Below are 20579 nucleotides of genomic sequence, written 5' to 3'. Positions count from 1 at the left end.
CCCGGCGTCATTATCAGTCCTACACCAGCGCAGGATCGTACACAATCCCGAGTTGCGCGAAATGATGGATACCTCTAACATATTGAAAAATATGGAACACTTCGTGCCAGCCTGCATGGTGATGTACACAAACTTCTAGTGAGCGTAATTCATTTATCAGTTTTTACGCTTATCCATCTGTTTTGATGGTACACAATTTCGGGCGAAATTCGCGATTACCGATGACAGTCTGGTGATTATGGGTTGCGCGAAGAGGTCAATCGTGTACATTTTCAGCCGATCGCATTGATAAGTCCAACTCAGTTAGCGATTTTGAGGCCAAATAGTGAGGGAGGTGCGCCTTGGGAGGAGAACCGGGTGCCAGCAATGCCGCCGCGCGCGCAGGTGAGCGATACGGCATAGGGGTCGATATCGGGGGGACATTCACCGATTGCACGGTCGTGTCGCGCGGTGGGGCCATCTATGTCGGCAAAGTGCCGACGACGCGCCACGCGCTTTCCGAAGGGTTCTTCGGCTCCATCGCCGACGCCGCGGCTCAGATCGGCATCGGCGTCGACGAGCTCTACAGGCGCTCGGAGCGTCTCTCCCACGGCACCACGGTGGGCATCAACGCGATCGTGACGCGGACCGGCGCGAAGGTTGGCCTGCTGGCAACCAAGGGCCACGGCGACGCAATCCGGATCATGGACAATTCGGGCCGAATAACCGGCGTCTCCATCGAGGAAGTCCTCGACTACACGCGCTCCAAGCGGCCGCGCCAGTTCGTCGAGCGCGAGCACATTGTCGAGGTTACAGAGCGGTTGGATTCGAAGGGGCGCATCGTCGTCCCGCTCAACGAGGACGAGGTGCGCCGTGGCGTGGGCCGGCTCCTCGCCGGCGGTGTCGAGGCCTTTGCCGTTTCCTATCTCTGGGGCTTCCTGCGGCCGGAGCATGAGTTGCGCACGGCCGAGATCATCCGCGAAGAGGCCGGGGATACTTTCATATCGCTGGCTCACGCGACCGATCCGCGTCTCGGCGAGTACGAGCGCACGGTGACGACCGTTCTCAATGCCTATGTCGGCCCGTTGATGCACGACTATATCGGGGCGATCGTGGACGGCGCGGCTGCGCACGGTTTTGGCGGCGATGTGCTGTTCGCCCATTCCGACGGCGGTCTGGTCACGGCCGACTTCGCTCGTCGCCATCCCATCATCACGTTGCAGTCGGGTCCGGTGGGCGGCGTCGTCGCCAGCGCCAATGTCGGCCTCTATGGAGGCATGCCGAACGTGATCGCGACAGACATGGGCGGCACCACGCTCGACGTAAGCGTCATCTACAATGGCCGCCCGAGTGTTGCCGATGTCGCGAGCGTCGAGCAGCATGCCTTCCATCTGCGCAAGGTCGACGTCGAGTCGGTCGGCGCCGGCGGCGGCAGCATCGCCTGGATCGACAAGGAATCGAACACGCTCAGGGTGGGGCCGCATTCCGCGGGCGCCGTCCCGGGACCGGCCTGCTACGGTCGCGGCGGTCGCGAGGCCACCGTGACGGATGCCGACGTCGTTCTCGGCATCATCGACCCCGAAGGCAGTCTGGGCGGCGACCTGAAGATCGACGGCAAGGCCGCGCGGGCCGCCGTCGGCGAACTGGCGCAACGGCTCGGCATGACGGTCGAGCAATGCGCGGCAGGCATCGTCGAGATCGTCGACAGCAAAATGGAAGACCTTGTGCGGCGAGTGACGCTGCAGCGCGGCCATGATCCCCGCGACTTCCAGCTCTGGGCCTATGGCGGTCACGCCGGCGCCCACGCGACCCTTTACGCGCGCGATCTCGGCGTGCAGACGGTCGTCGTGCCGATGGGCAACCTGGCCTCGGTGTTCTCGAGCTTCGGCATAGGCACGGCCGACATCGTGAGGACGCGCGAGGCCAGCCGGCACCTGCGCACCCCGTTCGACCAGACGGCCATCGACACGCTGAACCAGACCTTCGCCGAACTACAGCAGGCGGCAATCCAGGATTGCGTGGCGATGGGTGCCCGTCCGCAGGACGTCAAGATCGAGCGCACGGCGAACCTCAAATATGCTTTGCAGGTGTTTGAGGTCGAGACCCCTGTCCCCGACGGGCATCTCGACGAAGCCGGCGCGGCCAAGCTGATCGCCAACTTCGATGCCGCCTACGAACAGCGTTACGGGAAAGGGTCGCGTTATGCCGAAGCGGGCTACGCGCTGACCGAAGTGCGCGTGCGCGCTTCCGTCGCCTGGGACCGGCCGCAGGTGCCGCGCGAGGCGGCGACCGACAAGCCGCTCGCGAGGCGGACCAGCAGGCAGGTCTACTGGCAGGAATACGGCAAGGCCGTGGAAACGCCGATCTACGCCGGCGGCTCTGTCCACTCCGGTCATCGGATCGAAGGTCCGGCTGTTATCGAATATCGGCATACGACAGTTGTCGTTCGTCCCAACCAGACCGCGAAAATCGACCCGATAGGCAATGTCGTCATCGACCTGTCCGCCATGGCCATCGGAAGTGTGCGGGCTGCCAAGCAGAAGGTGGCGTCATGAATATCGCCGTAACCCATCCCAGTGAAGCCCGGCGCCGGGCAGCCAGCCTGCTCGACGGCTACATGCCCGGTGAAAAGCTCATCGTCGATCCGAGCGTGGCTTTCCATCGCGATTACGAGAAGAACCTCGATCCTGTCACCTACGAAGTGCTGCGCTCGAAGTTCTGGAACCTGAACTGGGACCACCAGGAGGCGCTGCGGCGCGCGTCGGGATCGCTGGTGGTCGTCTACGGCTTCGACTTCAACACCTCTATCCAGACGGAGGAGGGTGAGGGCGTCGTGTTCGGGCCCGGCAACCTTTTCTTCGCGGGCTGCGCCGATCTGTGCGTGAAATGGACGCTGGAGCATCGCTCCGGCGGCTCCGGCATCAATCCGGGCGACGTCTTCATGCAGAACGATCCCTGGGTCGGCACCAACCACCAGATGGATACGGCGGTGTTCGCCCCGGTCTTCGTGGACGGCAAGCTGTTCGCGTGGGTCTACAATGTCGTGCACCAGCGCGAGCTGGGCGGCGTGGAGCCGGGCGGCTTCGTCCAGCAGGCCCAGGACGTCTATAGCGAAGCAACATTCATGCCGCCGATCAAGATCGTCGATCGCGGCGAGCTGCGCGAGGACGTGCTGGACATGTGGGTCCGGCGCTCGCGCCTGCCCGACCTGATGACGTTGGAGACCAAGGCGCAACTGGCCGGTGTCCAGTTCGCCAAGCGGCGCCTGGAGGAAATGATCGAGCGCTACGGCGCCGCCGTCGTCAAGGGCGCCATGCGGGGCGTCATCGACAACGCCGCCCGAACAGTGGGCCGCAGGCTCGAAAAACTGCCGGATGCGACGTGGCGGGACCTTCGTTATGTCGCCGGGTCGAGCCCGGGCGACAAGAACCTCTACAAGCTCGGCCTGACTTTCGAGAAGCGCGGCGACAGGCTGCGTGTCACAAATGAAGGCACGGATCGAAGCGTCGGTTCCTTCAATATCACCCGCGGCGTCCTGCGGGCGGTCATCGCCAATGTGTTCATCCCGCTTCTTGCCTATGACCAGTTCCTTTGCGGAGCCGGCGTCCTGCGGCAGATCGATTTCCTCGTGGAGGGCGGCGACCGGATAACCTCCGCGCGCCATCCGGCGGCGGTCAGCACGTCGATCGGCATGTGCACGGCGGGCGCCCAGGCGCACTATCTCGCCGCCAAGATGCTCTCGGCGGATCCTGAACTCGGCGCGCATGTGTTCGCCGCGTCCTGCCTGCACACGCTGGTCGTGAACCAGGTGTTCGGACGCGACGAGAACGGCACCCCCTATGCCAATTTCCCCTTCGACTCGGTCGTCGGCGCGATCGGGGCCTTCACGTTCCGGGACGGTATCGATCATGGTGGCGGCATCCTGTCGATGATGAACCCGGTGGGCAGTTGCGAGGGCTACGAACGCGAGATTCCGTTCCTGTATCTCTATCGCAAGGAAATGCCGGCCTCGGGCGGTCATGGCCAGTTCCGCGGCGGCTGCTCCTTCGTATCGGGCTTCACCGGTCACCGGACCGACCACGCCTTCATCTCCTCGGGCGGCCTGTTCCAGACGGTCACGCAGGGACTTGGCCTGGTAGGCGGCTTTCCGGCGACGGCCGGGCTGATGCGCCATGCGACGGGAACCGGCGTGCCGGCCCTGCTGGCCGGCGGTACGTTGCCGGGCGGCCCGGAGGAACTCGAGCAACTGGTGCCGGACCTTGCGCCGCCGCCGACCAAGAAGTTCGACAACCGGCTCGCCGAGGGCGATGTGTTCGAGAGCTGGGCGCAACCGGGCGCAGGTTACGGCGATCCCCTGCTCCGCGACCCACAGCTCGTCGCCGGCGATGGTTCCTCCGGCCGCCTTCTCGAAGGTGACGCCTTGCGCATCTACGGGGTGGTGTTGAAGGACGACGGCTCCGTCGACGCCGACGCCACCGCCCAGGCCCGCAAGAAGGCTTATGAGCAGAGGCTGTCGCAGGCCGGAAAGCCGCACCGTCCGGGCTTGTCCCGGGCATCCGGCAAGGTGATCGGCAAGGTGCTCGCCACCGTCAATGTCTGCGAAAATGCGGAAGGTCTCGTCCTCACCTGCAGCCATTGCGGTACCGGCCTCGGCACCGGCGAAACCGGCTATCGCGCCGGCTGCGCCGAGCTCGACATGCCGCTGCCTTCGATCTCGCCCTATTTCGGCGATCCGTCGACGCAGGTAACCGATGCGCTCGTGTTCCGTCGCTTCCTCTGCCCGTCCTGTGGTTCGGCTCTCGACGGCGTCATCTGCCGCCCGGCCGACGAGCCTTTCAACGACATCACGGTCACTCGCGAGGGCGCGCGGTCATGAACGTCATGGTTGGGAAGGGCGCGACGCTGCCGTCGTCGCCGGGATGCCTCATCGACGGCGTCTGGGAAACAGGCGAGGGCGAGGAAATCGTCGTCGTCAATCCCGCGAACGAGACTGTCCTGCATCGGTTGACGGGAGCGTCCGTCGAGCAGGCTGACCGGGCTACCGCCGCCGCCCGCAGGTCGTTCTTCGAGGGCCATTGGTCCCGCATGGCTCCGCGCGAGCGGAGTCGGCGCATGCACCATCTGGTCGACCTGTTCGAGGCGCGGCGCCAGCAGCTCGCGGAGCTGATAGTCGATGAGGTCGGCACACCGATCCGCATCACGCACGGCCTGCAGATCCAGTTCGCGATCGATGTGCTGCGCTGGTTCGCGGACAAGGCCGCCGAGGGACCGCGTGGCGGCTTCGAGGAACTCCTGAACCTGCACAAGCAGCCGATTCTGTCGGCCAGCATGCTGGTGCGGGAACCCGCCGGCGTGGTCGCCGCCATCACAGCCTACAACAACCCGCTGCTCCTGCTCGGGCGCAAGCTCGGTCCGGCACTCGCCGCGGGCTGTACGATCGTGGTGATGCCGTCGCCGCGCGCGCCGCTCTCGACCATCGCCTTCATGGAACTTCTCGCCGAAGCGGATCTGCCGAAGGGAACGGTCAATCTCGTCGTCGGTGGCGTGGATGTCGGCCGCCGGCTGAGTGAGAGCCCGGATGTCGACGTGGTCAGCTTCACCGGCTCCCACAAGGTCGGCGCCCAGGTCATGCGGCAGGCGTCCAGCACCCTGAAGCGCGTGACGCTGGAGCTTGGCGGCAAGTCGCCCAACATCATCTTGCCCGGCGCGGATCTCAGCGTGGCGGTGCCGCCATCCCTGCTGCGCTTCTGCCTGAACAGCGGTCAGGGATGCGGTTGCACGACGCGAACTCTGGTCGCGCGCCAGGCCTATGACGAATATGTCGAGCGCTCCCGCGATGCTCTCGGAAAGCTGGTCGTCGGTGACCCGCGTGACGAAAAGACCGATCTCGGCCCGCTCATTCGCGCCGAACAGCGCGACTTCGTGCAGGGACATGTCGATCGTGCCCTGGCGGGCGGTGGCCGCATCGAGGCCGGCAATCCGAAGGATCGTCAGCAAGGATACTTCGTCGATCCGATGGTGATCGGCGGCGTCACCAACGACAGCGACATCGCCCAGACGGAGCTGTTCGGCCCGGTCGGCGTGGTCATGCCTTTCGACGACGTCGAGGAGGCCATCCGCATCGCCAACACCAGTTCGTTCGGCCTCAACGCCAACATCTGGGGCAGGACCTCCGAGGCGATCGACGTCGCCCGGCGCATAAGGTCGGGCACCGTCACCATCAATGGCGGCGGCGGCATGCGGCCCGATGTTCCCTGGGGCGGCTACGGTTTCAGCGGGCTCGGTCGCGAAGGCGGCGAGGACGGCTTCCTCGAATATCTCGAAACCAAGCACATCCAGTGGCCGCTCGACGGCGAGCCAACCAAGCCATTCGGCACCAAGTGAGACGACAGACGGCTGCCGGCCATAACAGGAGTTGGGAATGACGGTACACCAGGGAGAAGGGCTGTCGCTGCCCTCGGCATTCAGCCTGCGGGATCGCGTGGCCGTGATCACCGGCGCGGGCTCCGGCATGGGGCGCGCCTGCGCCAGGGCCTTTGCCGAGGCCGGCGCCACTGTCTACGGCCTTGACCTCAACGGCAAAGCCGTGGAGGCGGTTGCCGGGGAGGTGTCCTCCGCCCAGGGTCGAATCCATGCCGTGGCGATCGATGCAAGCGACGACGCCGCGATCGATGCGGTGCTTGCCCGTATCGAGCGCGAGCAGGGCCGCATCGACGTGCTGTTCAACCATGCCGGCCGTGCGTGCGCTCCTGGCTTGGCGCTGACCAATGACGACTGGCTCGCGGGCACTAACCTGAACTTGCGCGTGCCAATCCTGCTGACGTCCAAGGCGCTTCCGCTTGTGCGCAAGTCCAAGGCCGGATCGCTGATCTACACGGCATCGATAGCCGGCCTGGTGGCCTCGCCGAACAGCCCGCTCTACTCGGCCGTGAAACACGCCATCGTCGGTTTCACCAAGGCGGTGGCCGCGGCTCTCGGCCCGGAAGGCATCAGGGCGAATGCCATATGCCCCGGTACGATGGAAACCCCGATGCTGATCGATTTCTTCCGGGCCACGGCGGATGTTGCCGATCCCAAGGCCGCGACGCGAGCCGACGTCGCCGGGGGCGTGGACCGTTTCAAGCAACTCGTCCCGCTGGGCCGGACCGGCGTGCCGGAGGAGGTGGCGGGGATCGCCCTGTTCCTCGCCAGCGAGGCCTCGCGCTACGTGACCGGAACGGCCATACCCGTGGATGGTGGCTATGTCGCACGCTAAGACCGTCCGCGTCGGCTGTGGTTCCGGCTTTGCGATGGACCGCCTGGAGCCCGCGCTCGATCTCGCCGCCAGCGGGAGGGTCGACTATCTCGCATTCGACGCGCTTGCGGAGCGCACCCTGGCCATGGCGCAACTGCGGCGGCAGGAAAACCCGCGGCATGGTTACGACACGCGGCTGGAGGACACGCTTGACGGTCTTGCGCCATATGTCGCCAATGGCCTGAAGGTCGTCGGCAGCTTCGGCGCGGCCAATGTCGAGGCCGCGGCCGAGGTGATCGTGGATCGCTTCCGCAACGCGGGTCATCGCGGCGTCAAGGTCGCCGCGATCGTCGGCGACGACGTGCTGAAGCAGGTCCGCGAGATCAACCCGTTCATCGAGGAACTCGACAAGCGCATAGGCGATCTCGGCGAGCGGGTGATCTCGGCCAACGCCTATCTCGGCGCGCGCGAGATCGTCGAGGCGCTCGGGCAGGGGGCGCAGTGGTGCGTGGGCGGCCGCCTCAGCGACCCGTCGCTCTATGTTGGACCGATCTGCCACGAGATGGGTTGGTCGCTCGACGACTGGGACCGCGTCGCCCATGCGACACTCGTAGGTCACCTCCTGGAATGCAGCACGCACATTACCGGCGGCTTCTTCGCCGACCCGCCCTATCGCGAGGTGGACGGTATCGAGAACCTGCCGTTCCCGCTCGCGGAAGTTAGCGACGGACACGCCATCATCACCAAGCTCGATGGCACCGGCGGCCTGGTGGACGACCGGATCATCGCGGCCCAGGTGTCCTACGAAGTCCATGACCCGGCCGCCTACACCAATCCCGATATCGTCGCGGACTTCACGCAGGTCACGGCCGAGACCGTGGCGCCGCACCGGGTCCTGGTTCGTGGCGCCAGGGGGAGCGCGCGCCCGGACAAGCTGAAGGTGCTCGTCGGCATCGACATGGGGTGGAAGGTCGTCGCCGAGATCTCCTACGCGGCCGCGGGCTGCCTGTCGCGCGCCCAACTGGCGCAGAAGATCATCGCCCACAAGCTGGCGGCGATGGGCGGAGACATTCTGGAATCGCGACAGGATCTGCACGGCTTCAATACGCTTGTCGGCGATACCTTCCGCGACCGCCGCAACCAGGATCCCGTCGAGGTGCGCATGCGCGTCGCGGCGCGCTGCCGCACGCGCAAGGCGGCCGAGCGTCTCTCGCTCGAAGTCGAGCGGCTCTACCTGGAAGGGCCCGCCGGCGGCGGCGGCGTCGTCAGGCGCGTCGAACCGGCGCTGGGCGTGTTCCCGATCTACATCGACGCCGGCGTCGTCACCCCGTCCATCTCTTACATGGAGACCTGACATGGGATCGTCGAAGTCCAGCAGCGGTTTCATTCCCTTGCGCGAGATCGCCTTTTCCCGATCCGGTGACAAGGGCGACACGATCAACGTGTCCGTAATCCCCTATGACAAGAAACACTGGGAACTGATCAGGGAACAGGTGACCATCGATGTCGTGCGCCGGCTTTACGCCGGCTTGGTCAGCGGCGAGATCACTCGCTACGAGCTGCCGGGAACGCGCGCGCTCAATTTCGTCATGAAGGGCGCGCTCGCCGGCGGCGTCTCCATGTCCCTGCGTGTCGATGGACACGGCAAGTCATTCCAGTCGCTGATCTTGGAGGCTGAGGTATCAGCTCCAACGGCGTAGCCGGGCTCGTATTCACGAGCCTGGGTGCGCGGGCGCCGCCGCGCAGAGGGTAGTCCAAAGGGAGGATAGATAATGACATTTCCAACGAAGCGCGGGTTGCGATTGCGCAAGACAGTCGCCGCGATTGCCGCCGGCCTTACACTCGGCACGGCGGCACTGAGCAGCGCCAGCGCGCAAGAAAAGACGGTCTCGTTTCCGGTCGACAAGAAGACGATCGGCTATGTCGACCTGATTGCCTCCGGTGCCATGCAGCGCCGCTTCTACAGCTACTTCACCGCCGGCACCGACGCTCTCGGCTGGAAGGTGATTTTCCAGGACGCCCAAGGCGATCCGACCAAGGCCAACACGGAAGCGATCAACCTGATCAACCAGGGCATCGACGCGCTTGTCGTCTCCTGCGCCGACTCGGCGCCGATGCGCCCGGCGTTGAAACTCGCCAAGAGCAAGGGCATCCCGGCTGTCCAGGCAGGCTGCCCGATGACCGACGAGAAGGCGTGGGACGCTTCGTTCCCGCTCGACGACGCCGCCGTCGGCCATGCGCTGGGCGAGTATGTCGGCAAGCAGATCGGCGACAACGCCCAGGTCGGTATCCTCGGCGACACCGTCATCCTAGCCGGCAAGATCCGCACCAACGCGGTCAAGGAAGGCATGGCGGGAGCCAAGGCGGTGATCGTGGGCGACCAATCGGTCAATCTGACCGACATCGTCGGCAACTCGCGCAAGATCGTATCGACCTATCTGACGGCCAATCCGGACCTGAAGGCTATCCTGGCGGTGTACGACTTCTTCGCCGCGCCCGCCGGCAACACGATCAAGAGCGCCGGCCGGGCCGACAAGGTGTCGGTCTATTCGTTCTTCGCCGACGCCGTGAACGTGCCCTACATGAAGACCGAAGGCTCGCCCCTCAAGGCGGTTGCCGACGGTCCGGTGGAGCAGGTTGGTCTGCTGGCGGTCGACCAGCTGCTGGGTCACTTCAAGGCGAACAAGCCGTTCGATTCGTCCGCCGCCCAGCGCCTGGAGGTTCCTGTCGAGATATTCACCCTCGAGAACCTGCCGCCGGCTGGCGAGGACTTCCTCACCCCGTATCCGGTGAAGAAGTACATCGACCAGTACAAGGAGAAGTGGACGAAGGAGTATGGCGGGAACTGATCCCGCCAGCATCCAGTCCGAACAACATACGACCAGGGTTTGAAGAATGTCGATGCAGCAGGTCGCGAAGTCGCCTGCGCCCGTGGCGGGCGCAGGCGGGGCGGAGGTCCGGAAAGGCGCGGAGCGCACGATGCAGTTTCTCCTCAGATACGGCGTGTTCGCGGTGTTCGTGATCATGCTCGTCATATTCTCGGTGCTTCGGCCCGGAACGTTCCTGCAGATCGATACGCTGCGGGCGATCCTGGTCGACGCGGCCGTCCTCGGCGTGGTGGCCTCGGCCCTTACGCTGGTGCTGGCGATCGGTGAATTCGACCTGTCCTTCGGCAATGTCGCCGGCCTCGCGGGCGCCATTGCCGTCTATTCCATGTATATGCTCGGACTGCCGGTTCCGATCGCCATCCTGCTTGCCCTGATAGCGGGACTTGCGGCCGGCGCCATCAGCGGCATGATCGTCGCCCACGGCAAGGTGCCGGCGCTCATCGCCACCCTGGCCGTGGGCTCGATGGCGCTTGGGCTCGAACGCGCTGTCATGAACGACAACACCGTTTATGACGGTATTCCGCCGGGATACGTCGCCTTGACCGAGACCAGCTTCGCCGGCTTGCCACTGATCGTTATCATCTCGATCCTCGTGGTGATCGCGCTCAGCCTGATCTCATCCTTTACCGTGTTCGGCCGCCGCATCTATGCCATCGGCGGCAGCGACGAGGCCGCCAGGATCGCCGGCATCCGCACCAAGCGCGTGCGCTGGCTGACATTCGTGGTGATGGGTCTGACCGCGGCGTTCGCGGGCATCCTGCTGACATCGCAGGCGGGTTCCTATTATCCCAACAGCGGGGTCGGATTGCTGCTGCCGGCCTTCGCGGCCTGTTTCCTCGGTTGGAGCGCCGCGGGCGCGAACCGCTTCTACCCTGCCTATACCTATTTCGGCGTGCTCTTCATGGGCACGCTGTCCACCGGACTGATCATGCTGCAGGTCCCTTCATGGGTCGACAATTTCGTCCAGGGCGCGGTCCTTGTGTCAGCCGTGCTGGTCGCCAGGGCGGCGCGAACGAGATGACGGGCCAACCCTCCATCGCCCCTGCAATCGCCCTCGAGATGCAGGGCATCCAGAAAGCCTATGGCGGCGCGCCGGCCCTGCGGGACGGCTGCCTGCGCGTGGAAGCCGGCACAATCCACGGTATTGTAGGGCCGAACGGCGCCGGCAAGTCGACGTTGGTCAAGATCGCGTCGGGACAAGTCAGACGGGACGCCGGAGAAATCCGGGTACGGGGCGATGCTGTCCACTTCCAGGGGGTGCCTGACGCCCTGGCTGCCGGCGTCGTCGTGATGCCGCAGGAGCTCACCATCGTCCCGGAGCTGTCGGTGGCCGAGAACATCACGCTCGGCCGCGAGCCTTCGCTGTGGGGTATGCTCAGCCCGCGCCACTCTGTGCGCGCCGCCGAAGCGGTGCTGCGGCGCATGAATGTCGACATTCCCTCGGCGACGCCGGCGGGAGAGCTCGGACCGGCCTCGCAGCGCGTGGTCATGCTTGCCCGCGCGTTGCACGCGGGAGCCCACACCGTCATTCTCGACGAGCCCACTGCCGCGCTCAACGCGACAGAGGCCGAAGTCTTCCTGGGCGTGGTGGAAACACTCCGGGAAGCAGGGGTTGCCGTCGTCTATATCTCGCATCGTTTCGGCGAGATCGAGCGGCTCTGCGACGAGGTGACCGTCATGCGCGACGGCCGCACCGTCGACAGGCTTATCGGGGATCGTTGCAACCAGCATGAGCTGGTATCCGCGATCATGGCCGAGGGCGAGACGGGCAGTGCGCCGGAGCGCGCGCGCGGCCGTTACGACGCCTCTCCCGCATTGCTGGCGGTCCGCGATATCGTCGGCAAACGCCTGCGCGGTGTCAGCCTCAGCCTCGGTCGCGGCGAGATATTGGGCCTGTGCGGCTTGCCGGGGTCGGGCATCAACGAACTGATGGAGATACTCGGTGGCGCGGAGCGGCCCGTGCGTGGCTCGATCCTTGTCGACGAACGCGAAGTGGCCTTCGCCGATCCCGCGGATGCGCTGGCTTGCGGGATCTCGTACCTGCCCGTCGAGAGGGCCCGGGCCGGCATGCTGGATCTTACCATCCGCGCGAACCTGATGGCCTCCAGCATTCCACGGGTCGGCCGTCTCGGGGTGCTCAATGCCGCGATGGAAAGCCGTTTCGTGCGGCCCGTCGTCTCGGAACTGGGCCTCGAGCGCAGAATCGAGGAGCCTTTGCGCGCCCTCTCCGGCGGCAACAGGCAGAAGATATTGCTCTCGCGCTGCATGCTGGCCGACGCCCGCGTCCTGATCCTGGACGACCCGACTGTCGGCGTCGATGTGAAGGCAAGGCAGGAAATCCACGACCTGCTTGCCCGGATTTCCGGCGAGGGGCGCTCGGTGGTGGTGGCGGTTAGCGAACCGGAAGAACTGGTCGGCCTTGCCGATCGTGTCCTCGTGCTTAGCCGGGGCCAGGTCTCGACGGAATTGAGCGGCGGGAAAATCACCTCGGAGGCGCTCGTACGGGCAGTCACGACGGCAGGAGCCGTGCTAAACGCCTAGAGTCGGAAGCCGTCTCCAGATCAAAGAGATAGAGCATGATGTCGTCGAAAGCCGCTTCACACCTTTCGGCATCATGCTCCAGGCAGGGCAGAGCCGGAGGTTAAGGGTGACAGGGTCGAGGTTGGACGAGCGGAACGCGCAGGAAGCTCCCGCTGTTCTGGAATGGATCGACGAGGGCATTGCGCGCATAACCTTCACGCGCGGCGACAGCCACAACACCGTGACATTCGACTTCCTCGACACGGTGGGCCGACTCCTGCACGAAGTCAGCGCGCGGAAGGCACGCGTCCTCATCCTCACCGGATCGGGCCGCACCTTCTGCGGCGGCGCGCAGATCACCTATTTCACCGATCCGCAATCGCCGCTCTATCGCAACGCGCGCGCCATACGCGACGACTATGTGGTCGCCATCCTGAACGTATTCAGCAAGGTTCGCGACGCGTCCTGCGTCACCATCGCCTCGATCAACGGCTTCGCGCTTGGGGGCGGCTGCGAACTGGCTCTGTCCTGCGATTTCCGGCTGATGGCCGACCACACACGAATGGGACTGACCGAGACCAGGATCGGCGCGCTCGCCGCTGCGGGAGGAGTGCAGTTGCTGGCCCGTGTGGTCGGTCGCGCGAAAGCCCTCGAAATCGCCTTGCTCGGCGATCAACTCAGCGCAAAGGAGGCGCTTGCGGCCGGGCTGGCGACATCGCTCCACCCCGCCGATCAACTGGCCTCGGCGACCGAGGCCTTTGCCAGGCGCTTCCTGGTCTGCAGCCCGATTTCGATTGCCGAGACGAAGCGCGCCCTGTACCGATGCGAGACCGTGGGAGGGCAGGAAGCGGACCAGATCGCGCTCGACGCCGTCGCGTCCGCCGCCGCCGGCACCGAATGGTGGGAGGGGATGGCCGCCTTCACGGAAAAAAGGAATCCGAGCTTCCGAGCAGGGGACTGATGACGAACGGCACCGCACGCCGACAGGTTTTCCGGCTTTCGAAGGAGCGCCGCGTCTCCGACATCATGGCTGCCGCACGGTCGGTCTTTCGCGAGAAGGGCTATGAGGACGCGCCGTTGTCCGACATAGCCGAGCGCGCCAATGTCGTGGAAGGCAGCATCTACCGATACTTCGAGAACAAGCGCGATCTTCTGGTGAAGGTCATCGAGGATTGGTACGAAAGCATGCTGGCCGACTACGACCAGCGTCTGGCGGGCATTACGGGCACTCGAAACCGTCTGCGCTACATGATCTGGCGCCACCTGAAGACGATCCACGACGAACCGGCGCTGTGTAACCTGATGTTCCAGTTCCTGCGCACCGGCAAGGACTACAGCCACACCGCCGTCCACGAACTGAACCGCCGCTACACGCGTCGTACGCTGGATATCGTGCGCGAGGGGGTCGATGCCGGCGAACTGCGCGACGATGTTTCGTTGGCGCTCGTCAGGGACATGATCTACGGCTGCGTGGAGCACCGAACATGGTCGTATCTGCGCGGCGAAGGCGAGTTCGACCCCGACGCGACCGCCGACGCGATTGTCGAACTGATCCTCAGCGGCCTGCGCAAGCTGGGGCCGGACCCTGCGTCCGGTCGCGCCGATGTGGCCGAACGGATCGAGAAGGCGGTGGCGCGCCTGGAAAGTCTGGCGGGCGGCAAGAATCCCTGAAACCCACGGGTGCGATGCCTCCCGGCCACTGCCGTGACCGGGAGATTTTCGCTGCTTTCAGAGCCTGTCCTGGTCTAGAGCAATTCCAGGAAAAGTGTGTAACGGTTTTCCGTCCGGAATTGCGTAAAAACAAATAGTTAGAGCGGTTCTGCGATTCCGTGAAACGCTCTAGAGCGGGAACCCGGCAAGATTGCCGTCTTCCAGCCGCTCTATGTACTCAGTCATGCCGCGTCCCTGCTGGCCGTTCCAGTGGAACCGGGTGAAGCCTTCGGCGATCCGCGAGAGAAGGATTTCATCGCCGGCCCGGCGCCGGTTCCGCAACGGCGCCAGTTGCAGGATTTCGGCGTCGATCCGGGCCTTGCGGTTGGCGGTGAGCACGCCCAGGCGAACAAAGGCGGGATCGCGATCCCCGGTCCATTCGGTGGAGACGTCGAGATCGAGCACGGGCTCGTAGCGCCCGTCCACGAGCAGGACGCCCTCGCGTCGCACCCGGCCGGCGCGATCGGTGATCTTCAGCAGCATGAAACCGTCGCCATTGGGGAAATTGGCGATGAACAGGCGATAGAAGTAGATCGCCTGCCAGTAGCGCGGACCCCAGGAATGATCGCGCCATCCGCGACCGTCGATCGTCCAGGATTGATCGCCGACGCGGATCTCTCCCCTGGCGCGGCCGTGCTGGTTGAAATGGCCCAAGGAGAAATCGCGTCCGTACATCGTCTGGACGCTGTCGTCGGCGGGCTCGCCGCCGTGAACAGGGGATTCGGCTTCATGAACCCAATGCGCGCGTCCAGGTAGCCTCTGGCCGCCCTGGAACAGGCTTGCCGGATCGCGGAGGGCCTCCGGGTCCTCGACGATGATGAGGTCGCCCGAATAAGTCATGGAAACGCTCTTCAGCGGCTCGATCACCTCGTAGGACAGGCCACCGGCGTCGAAGCGGTCATTGCTGGTGATCTGCGGCCGGGCGAACTGGCATGCGATGCGGCCATCCGGAAGGTACAGGCACACCGAAAGCTCGGCATATCCTTCGTTCACGCGATTGCCGAGGCGCATCCACCCTCCGACCGGCGAGGCGGTGTCGAAGGCGTTGGTATAGACGCTTTCGTTGAAGTTCCGCGAGCCGTCCGGCTCATGCGGCAGTTCGTGCCGCGGCAGCATGACGAATTGGCCGTCTTTCACGGCTGGGTCTCCTCATCTTTGTCGGCGCGGACGATCACCTTGAGGTGGCCGCGCTGTATGATCTCGTCGTTCTGGTTGAGCACCTCGAACGCGTAGGTGGCGAGGTCGCGACCGGGTTTCGATGTCGGACGCAATGCCTCCACGGTCACCCTCGAGCGAATGGTGTCGCCCAGCCTCACCGCGCCGAAGAAGTCCCAATTCAGGTTGACCAGGCCTATGACGCGTTCACCGAACAGGCCGGTATGAGTGGCCATGCCGATCGCCGTCGCCATCGAATGGGGTCCGTGAGCGATGCGCGTGCCGTGCGGCGACCTGGCCGCCGCCGTCTCGTCGACGTGGATGGGCGTGAAATCGCCAACGAGTCCGGCAAACAGATTCACGTCGCCTTCGCCGATCGTGCGCCCCGCCGATTCGGCGGTGAGTCCTTGAACCAGGGGAGCTCCTGCAATGTTCATTTCTGTCGCTCCAGTTCCACGCGCGCCAGCGCTTCGCGATGCACCTCGTCCGGTCCGTCGCCGATGCGCAGGAAGCGCGTTTCGGCAAAGGCCTCGGCGAGGAAGAAGTCGTGCGACAGGCCCGCGCCGCCATGGAGTTGGATGGCGCGGTCGATGACGGCGCCGGCCAGGCTCGGCACGACGATCTTCGCCACCGCTATGTCGTTGCGGGCGGCCTTGTTACCCAGCTTGTCCATCATCCATGCGGCCTTGAGCGTGACCAGCCGTGCCTGTTCCACCTCGCAGCGGGACTGGCCGATCGCTTGGCGCACGCCGCCCATCTCGGCAAGCGTCGAACCGAAAGCGGACCGGCTTCGGGCCCGCCTGCACATGCTCTCCACCGCTCGCTCCGCCAGTCCCACGAAACGCATGCAATGATGGATCCGGCCCGGACCCAGCCGACCCTGTGCGATCTCGAAGCCTCGCCCCTCGCCGAGGAGCATGTTTCGCGCCGGGACCCGCACGTCCTTGAAATCGACCTCGGCGTGACCCAGCGGGGCATGCTCATAGCCATAGACCGTGAGCGGCCGCACCACCGTCAGGCCGGGCGTGTCCATCGGCACGAGGATCATCGACTGCTGCTTGTGCTTGGGCGCGGAAGGGTCGCTCTTGCCCATGACGATCGCGACCTTGCAGCGTTGCGACGGCGCGCCGGTCACCCACCATTTGCGTCCGTTGATCACATAGTCGTTGCCGTAGCTCTCGATACGCGTTTCGATGTTGGTCGCGTCGGAGGACGCTACCGCGGGCTCGGTCATCGCGAAGCAGGACCGGATGTCGCCGGCGAGCAACGGACGTAGCCATTGATCCTTCTGCTCCTGCGAGCCATAGGCGGCGAGAAGCTCCATGTTGCCGACATCGGGCGCATTGCAGTTGAACAGTTCCGGCGCGGCGAGGGATCGGCCGAAGATCTCGCAGAGCTGCGCGTATTCGAAGTTGGATAGGCCGGTGCCCTCGGGCCCGTGGTTGTAGAAGAGGTTCCACAGCCCGGCCTCCCTGGCCTTGGCCATGAGGGCCATGGCGAGCGGTCGCGGCGCCCACCGCTCGTCTTCCGGCGGCGGCGCCAGCAATTCACGCTCGTTCGGATAGACGTGCTCGTTCATGAAATCGACGAGACGGTCTCGAATGGCGGCGGCATGCGCCGAGAGCTCTGCAAACATGAACGGCTGACTCCGTCGAAGAGGACCGGTGCCGTCGCGCCGGCTTCGCCTCAGGTTCTTGTTCTGATGCGCGACATCCTCTCGGGCCACCGCGCATCGGGCACGACTACTTCAGGCGCCGATCTTTTCGCGCTTGACGACGATCCCCGCGGCTTCACGGTCCCAGGTGTCGGCGGTTATCCCGAATTCGCGCAGCTTGATCTTCTCGATCTTTGCGGTCGGGGTGCGGGGCAGGGCCTCCACCACGCGCACGTAGCGAGGGATCATGAAGTGAGCCATGCGGGGTCGCAGGAACTCTATCAGTTCGGCGGGGTCGAGCGTGGCGCCGTCCTTCAGGGACACGACCGCCAGGACTTCGTCCTCGGCGATCTCGCTCTTGATCGCGATCGCCGCGGCCTCGCGTACCGAAGGATGCGCCAGGACCTCGGATTCAACCTCGAAGGAGGAGATGTTCTCGCCACGGCGGCGGATTGCATCCTTCAGGCGGTCGACGAAATAGAAGTTGCCATCCGCATCGCGCCGGAAGCCGTCGCCGGTGTGAAACCAGCCGTTGCGCCAGGCGGCTACTGTCGCCTGAGGATCGAGCGCATAGCCGTGGTTCATCGCCCACGGGCAATCCGTGCGAACCACCAGTTCGCCCACGGCGCCGACATCAACCTCGCAGTCGTTCTCGTCAACGATCCTGACCTGGACGCCGGCGCGAGGCTTGCCGGCGCTTCCGAGCGCCTTGGGGTTGGCCTCGGAGACGATCGGCATCGAGATCTCGGTCATATTGAAATGCGTGTGGATCTCGGTGCCGAACCGCTGATGGAATTCCAGCGCCGTCTCGTTGAGCGGCACGTAGGTACAGGTCCGCAGCGTGTGCTCCCTGTCGTCCCCGCTCGGAGGGCGCTTGAGGAGGAAGCCGCCCATGACGCCGAGCAGGATGGCCGTGGTGACGCCGGTGCGACGCACGAGTGGCCAGAAGTCCTCGGTGCTGAACGCCTCGACCACAACGACCGACCCGCCATGGATGAGCATCGCGGTGATCGGCATCACGCCGGCGGAATGGAAGAGCGGCAGGTGGATGAGATAGCGGTCGTCGCTGCCCAGGAAAGGTGCGGAGACGGCCATGCTGTAGATATGCATGTAGGACGACATCACGCCCTTGGAGGGGCCGGTAGTGCCGGAGGTGAAGACGATCGCCTGCATGTCCCACGGCACGATCGGCCGCTCTAGCGCCGGCGGGTTGTCGTCGGTCGAGGTGAAGCTCTCGGCCTGGTGCACCCTCAGGCCCGGGACCGGGTGTCCTTTGCCGCCAAGCACGACGATCTGCTCCAGTCCGGCGCGCTCGACATCGCCCAGCCTCTGATGCAACTCGGCATGAACGATGCCCAGCCGCGCTTCCGACAATTTGACGGTGTGCGCCAGGATGTTGCCCCGATAGGAAAGATTGATCGGCACGAACACCGCGCCGAGGTAGTTGAGCCCGAGCCAGGAGAGTAGGCAGTCGGCCCCATTAGGCAGCCAGCACAGAACGCGATCGCCCTGCCGAACGCCCAGCGCCTTGAGCGCATTCGCCGTGCGGATGGTGCTTGCCAGTGTCTCGGCATAGGTCCATCGTGAGCCGTCGGCGAAGATCGCGAATATCTTGTCCGGCTGCGTCCTCGCCCAGCGTTCCAGCATGTAACGCTGAACGCAGGCTTCGGGTGCCGGCATCCTTGGATCGAGATGACTGACCATGGTCACCGCCTCCCTGCAGCGACTTGACGGGCAACTCGCAGTTTCATGGAAATGCTGCCCTAACTGTTTATTCCTACGCAATCCCGGACGGAAAACCGTTCCACGCTTCTCCTGGAATTGGTCTAGTCGTGTTTCGCGCCGTCCTTGCCGCTGGCGATCTCCGCGAACAGAGGCTTGCGCGTCTTCTTCAACTCGGCGTCCGCCTCGGCGTGCAGATGTGCCTTGATCGCGGCGACGGCCCGGCTGGATTCCTCCTCGCGGCGGCGCGGCCATGCCTGCGCCAGCACGTCTCCGAGTGCCGCATCGAGTTCCGCCTTGCGCGCCAGGAGCGCCTCCGCGGTCGAGGCATCGTTTCCGACAGCATCGACGGCAGATTCGGGAATGACCCCGGAGACATTCTCCAGAAGGTCGACTTTCTGCCTGACCGCCGCGGCCAGGGGCGCCTGCGCCCATTCCACCCGGGGAGCGATGTTGTTCAGCAGATCGATCACGCCGACCGCCTGGCCGCGCGCGTAGGCATCGCCGACATGCGGAATGACGTCGCTGCGCATGGTCGCGATGATACCTTCGATGAGGCGTGAAAGAGGGATGTTCATGAGGCGCGCTCCACTGCGGACTCGACCTGGAGGAGCATGCGGGGGATTTGCGCGCCCATGCCCGCCATGCGCAGATCGTTGAAGCCGCGCCGGGCGAAACAATCGGTCGCGCCGAAATGCATGACGGCGAGCTTCAGCGTTCCGAACGCCTCCCAGTAGGCCATGTCGGCCAGGCTTACCTCCTGGCCGGAGAGCGCCGCGTAACGGTCGCGTAATTCCTCTCGCTCGAACAGATGGCACATATAGGGCGAACGTCCCCGCCAGGCCTGCAGGCAGATCCAGCCCAGATCCTCGACCGGATCGCCAAGGCGGACAAGCTCCCAATCGAGGATAGCGGTGATACGGTCCTCCACCACCAGGAAATTGCCGATCCGGTAGTCGCCGTGAGTGATGGCGATCCGTCTCGCGACGGGCGCATTCTCGCGCAGCCACAGCGCCGCCATTTCAAGCATGGGTACGCGCTCCGGGGACCATCTGGCGAGCAGGCCCATCCAGTGATCCACCTGATCGACGGCGGCGCGCCGGACATCCTTCGTTCCATCGATATTCGCGACAGCGGTCCGCTGCCATTCAAACCCATGGAGGGCCGCCAGCGCGCCGACGAACTGCTCGCCGAGCACGGCCCGTCGCGCATCGTCAAAGGCCGGCCCCCCGTCTTTCGTCCAGGGTATCGGCGCCTCGCCAGGCTCAAGGCTGGCCACGAAGAACGGAGCGCCCAGGACAGAATCGTCGTCGCTGTGCCAGTAGACCCGTGGAACCGGCACCGCGCTGCCGGCAAGCGCGCGCAAGGTGACGAACTCGGGATAGGCGCGGTAGGGGCCGAAGATGCCGGTCGGAGGGCCGACCCTCAAGATGAGGTCTTTCTGATGGACCTGTCCGCCCTCGCTCCATTTCGCTTGGAAGCCATAGGTGACCCAGGAAAAACCGACGGTGAAACGGCGCAGCGGCCCGATCTCGACCGGGCCGTTCGTCTGGACCCGCACGAAATCCGCGAGAGCCGCGCGGACCGCGTCTACATCCGTCGCGTCGAACAGGCGCGACACCTGCTGCTGGCCGACGGCAAGGGCGGTCATGCGCGAAGATCGCCTGCAGATGCGTTCATGCTCACAGGGGCCTCCTCCCTCGATCAGCGCGGCTTG

17 protein-coding genes are annotated in these 20579 nt (G+C 65.0%); 11 read left to right on the top strand and 6 right to left on the bottom strand.

The features are described 5' to 3' along the window. The first annotated feature begins 341 nt into the window (after positions 1–341). From AC07UC_RS30335 to AC07UC_RS30285, 11 genes are all read left to right on the top strand, one after another. A complete protein-coding gene (locus tag AC07UC_RS30335) occupies positions 342–2534 on the top strand; it encodes a hydantoinase/oxoprolinase family protein (protein WP_494908418.1) in 2193 nt (730 codons plus the stop codon). Then, entirely contained in the window at positions 2531–4855 is a 2325-nt protein-coding gene (locus AC07UC_RS30330; RefSeq protein ID WP_494908417.1) for a hydantoinase B/oxoprolinase family protein, read from the top strand. The genes AC07UC_RS30335 and AC07UC_RS30330 overlap by 4 nt, the downstream gene beginning before the upstream one ends. After that, positions 4852–6363 (top strand): aldehyde dehydrogenase family protein, encoded by a 1512-nt coding sequence (locus tag AC07UC_RS30325; protein WP_494908416.1) that lies wholly within the window; start codon positions 4852–4854, stop codon positions 6361–6363. Before AC07UC_RS30330 ends, AC07UC_RS30325 begins: the two co-directional genes overlap by 4 nt. A 37-nt stretch (positions 6364–6400) precedes the next feature. After that, positions 6401–7234 (top strand): SDR family NAD(P)-dependent oxidoreductase, encoded by an 834-nt coding sequence (locus tag AC07UC_RS30320; RefSeq protein WP_140775016.1) that lies wholly within the window; start codon positions 6401–6403, stop codon positions 7232–7234. Next, on the top strand, positions 7221–8567 hold the full coding sequence (locus AC07UC_RS30315) for an acyclic terpene utilization AtuA family protein (RefSeq protein ID WP_140775017.1): 1347 nt from the start codon (positions 7221–7223) through the stop codon (positions 8565–8567). Before AC07UC_RS30320 ends, AC07UC_RS30315 begins: the two co-directional genes overlap by 14 nt. 1 nt (position 8568) lies before the next feature. Then, positions 8569–8913: an AtuA-related protein gene (locus AC07UC_RS30310; RefSeq protein ID WP_494908415.1), complete on the top strand. Its 345-nt coding sequence runs from the start codon at positions 8569–8571 to the stop codon at positions 8911–8913. 72 nt (positions 8914–8985) lie between these two features. Beyond that, the gene (locus tag AC07UC_RS30305; protein ID WP_494908414.1) at positions 8986–10062 is read left to right on the top strand and encodes a sugar ABC transporter substrate-binding protein; all 1077 of its coding nucleotides are present in this window, start codon (positions 8986–8988) and stop codon (positions 10060–10062) included. A 130-nt stretch (positions 10063–10192) separates the two neighbouring features. Beyond that, a complete protein-coding gene (locus AC07UC_RS30300; protein ID WP_181180067.1) occupies positions 10193–11122 on the top strand; it encodes an ABC transporter permease in 930 nt (309 codons plus the stop codon). Next, positions 11119–12642 carry a sugar ABC transporter ATP-binding protein gene (locus tag AC07UC_RS30295; RefSeq protein WP_494908413.1) on the top strand — a complete coding sequence of 508 codons (1524 nt, stop codon included), beginning with the start codon at positions 11119–11121 and terminating at the stop codon, positions 12640–12642. The genes AC07UC_RS30300 and AC07UC_RS30295 overlap by 4 nt, the downstream gene beginning before the upstream one ends. Before the next feature lie 106 nt (positions 12643–12748). Beyond that, a complete protein-coding gene (locus AC07UC_RS30290; RefSeq protein ID WP_202323769.1) occupies positions 12749–13582 on the top strand; it encodes an enoyl-CoA hydratase/isomerase family protein in 834 nt (277 codons plus the stop codon). Further along, a complete protein-coding gene (locus AC07UC_RS30285; protein WP_181180069.1) occupies positions 13582–14292 on the top strand; it encodes a TetR/AcrR family transcriptional regulator in 711 nt (236 codons plus the stop codon). Before AC07UC_RS30290 ends, AC07UC_RS30285 begins: the two co-directional genes overlap by 1 nt. 168 nt (positions 14293–14460) lie before the next feature. Here the strand turns inward: AC07UC_RS30285 and AC07UC_RS30280 are convergent, their stop codons facing one another. The 6 genes from AC07UC_RS30280 to AC07UC_RS30255 all read right to left on the bottom strand — a co-directional run bounded on the left by AC07UC_RS30280 (position 14461) and on the right by AC07UC_RS30255 (position 20513). Next, the gene (locus AC07UC_RS30280; protein WP_210243868.1) at positions 14461–15468 is read right to left on the bottom strand and encodes a DUF7064 domain-containing protein; all 1008 of its coding nucleotides are present in this window, start codon (positions 15466–15468) and stop codon (positions 14461–14463) included. Beyond that, positions 15465–15923, bottom strand: coding sequence for a MaoC family dehydratase (locus AC07UC_RS30275; protein ID WP_494908412.1), 459 nt, complete (start codon positions 15921–15923; stop codon positions 15465–15467). Before AC07UC_RS30275 ends, AC07UC_RS30280 begins: the two co-directional genes overlap by 4 nt. Further along, positions 15920–17122 (bottom strand): acyl-CoA dehydrogenase family protein, encoded by a 1203-nt coding sequence (locus AC07UC_RS30270; protein WP_494908411.1) that lies wholly within the window; start codon positions 17120–17122, stop codon positions 15920–15922. The genes AC07UC_RS30275 and AC07UC_RS30270 overlap by 4 nt, the downstream gene beginning before the upstream one ends. Positions 17123–17233: 111 nt before the next feature. Then, the gene (locus AC07UC_RS30265) at positions 17234–18844 is read right to left on the bottom strand and encodes an AMP-binding protein (protein ID WP_494908410.1); all 1611 of its coding nucleotides are present in this window, start codon (positions 18842–18844) and stop codon (positions 17234–17236) included. A gap of 122 nt (positions 18845–18966) precedes the next feature. Further along, positions 18967–19440, bottom strand: a complete 474-nt coding sequence (locus AC07UC_RS30260) for a hypothetical protein (protein WP_494908409.1) — start codon at positions 19438–19440, stop codon at positions 18967–18969. Further along, positions 19437–20513: a phosphotransferase family protein gene (locus AC07UC_RS30255; protein ID WP_494908408.1), complete on the bottom strand. Its 1077-nt coding sequence runs from the start codon at positions 20511–20513 to the stop codon at positions 19437–19439. Before AC07UC_RS30255 ends, AC07UC_RS30260 begins: the two co-directional genes overlap by 4 nt. Positions 20514–20579: the final 66 nt, after the last annotated feature.

This window comes from Mesorhizobium sp. GW821-FHT04C10, from assembly GCF_059420305.1.
Note: the sequence above shows the minus strand (reverse complement) of the source record. Positions and strands in the feature narration are given on the sequence as shown.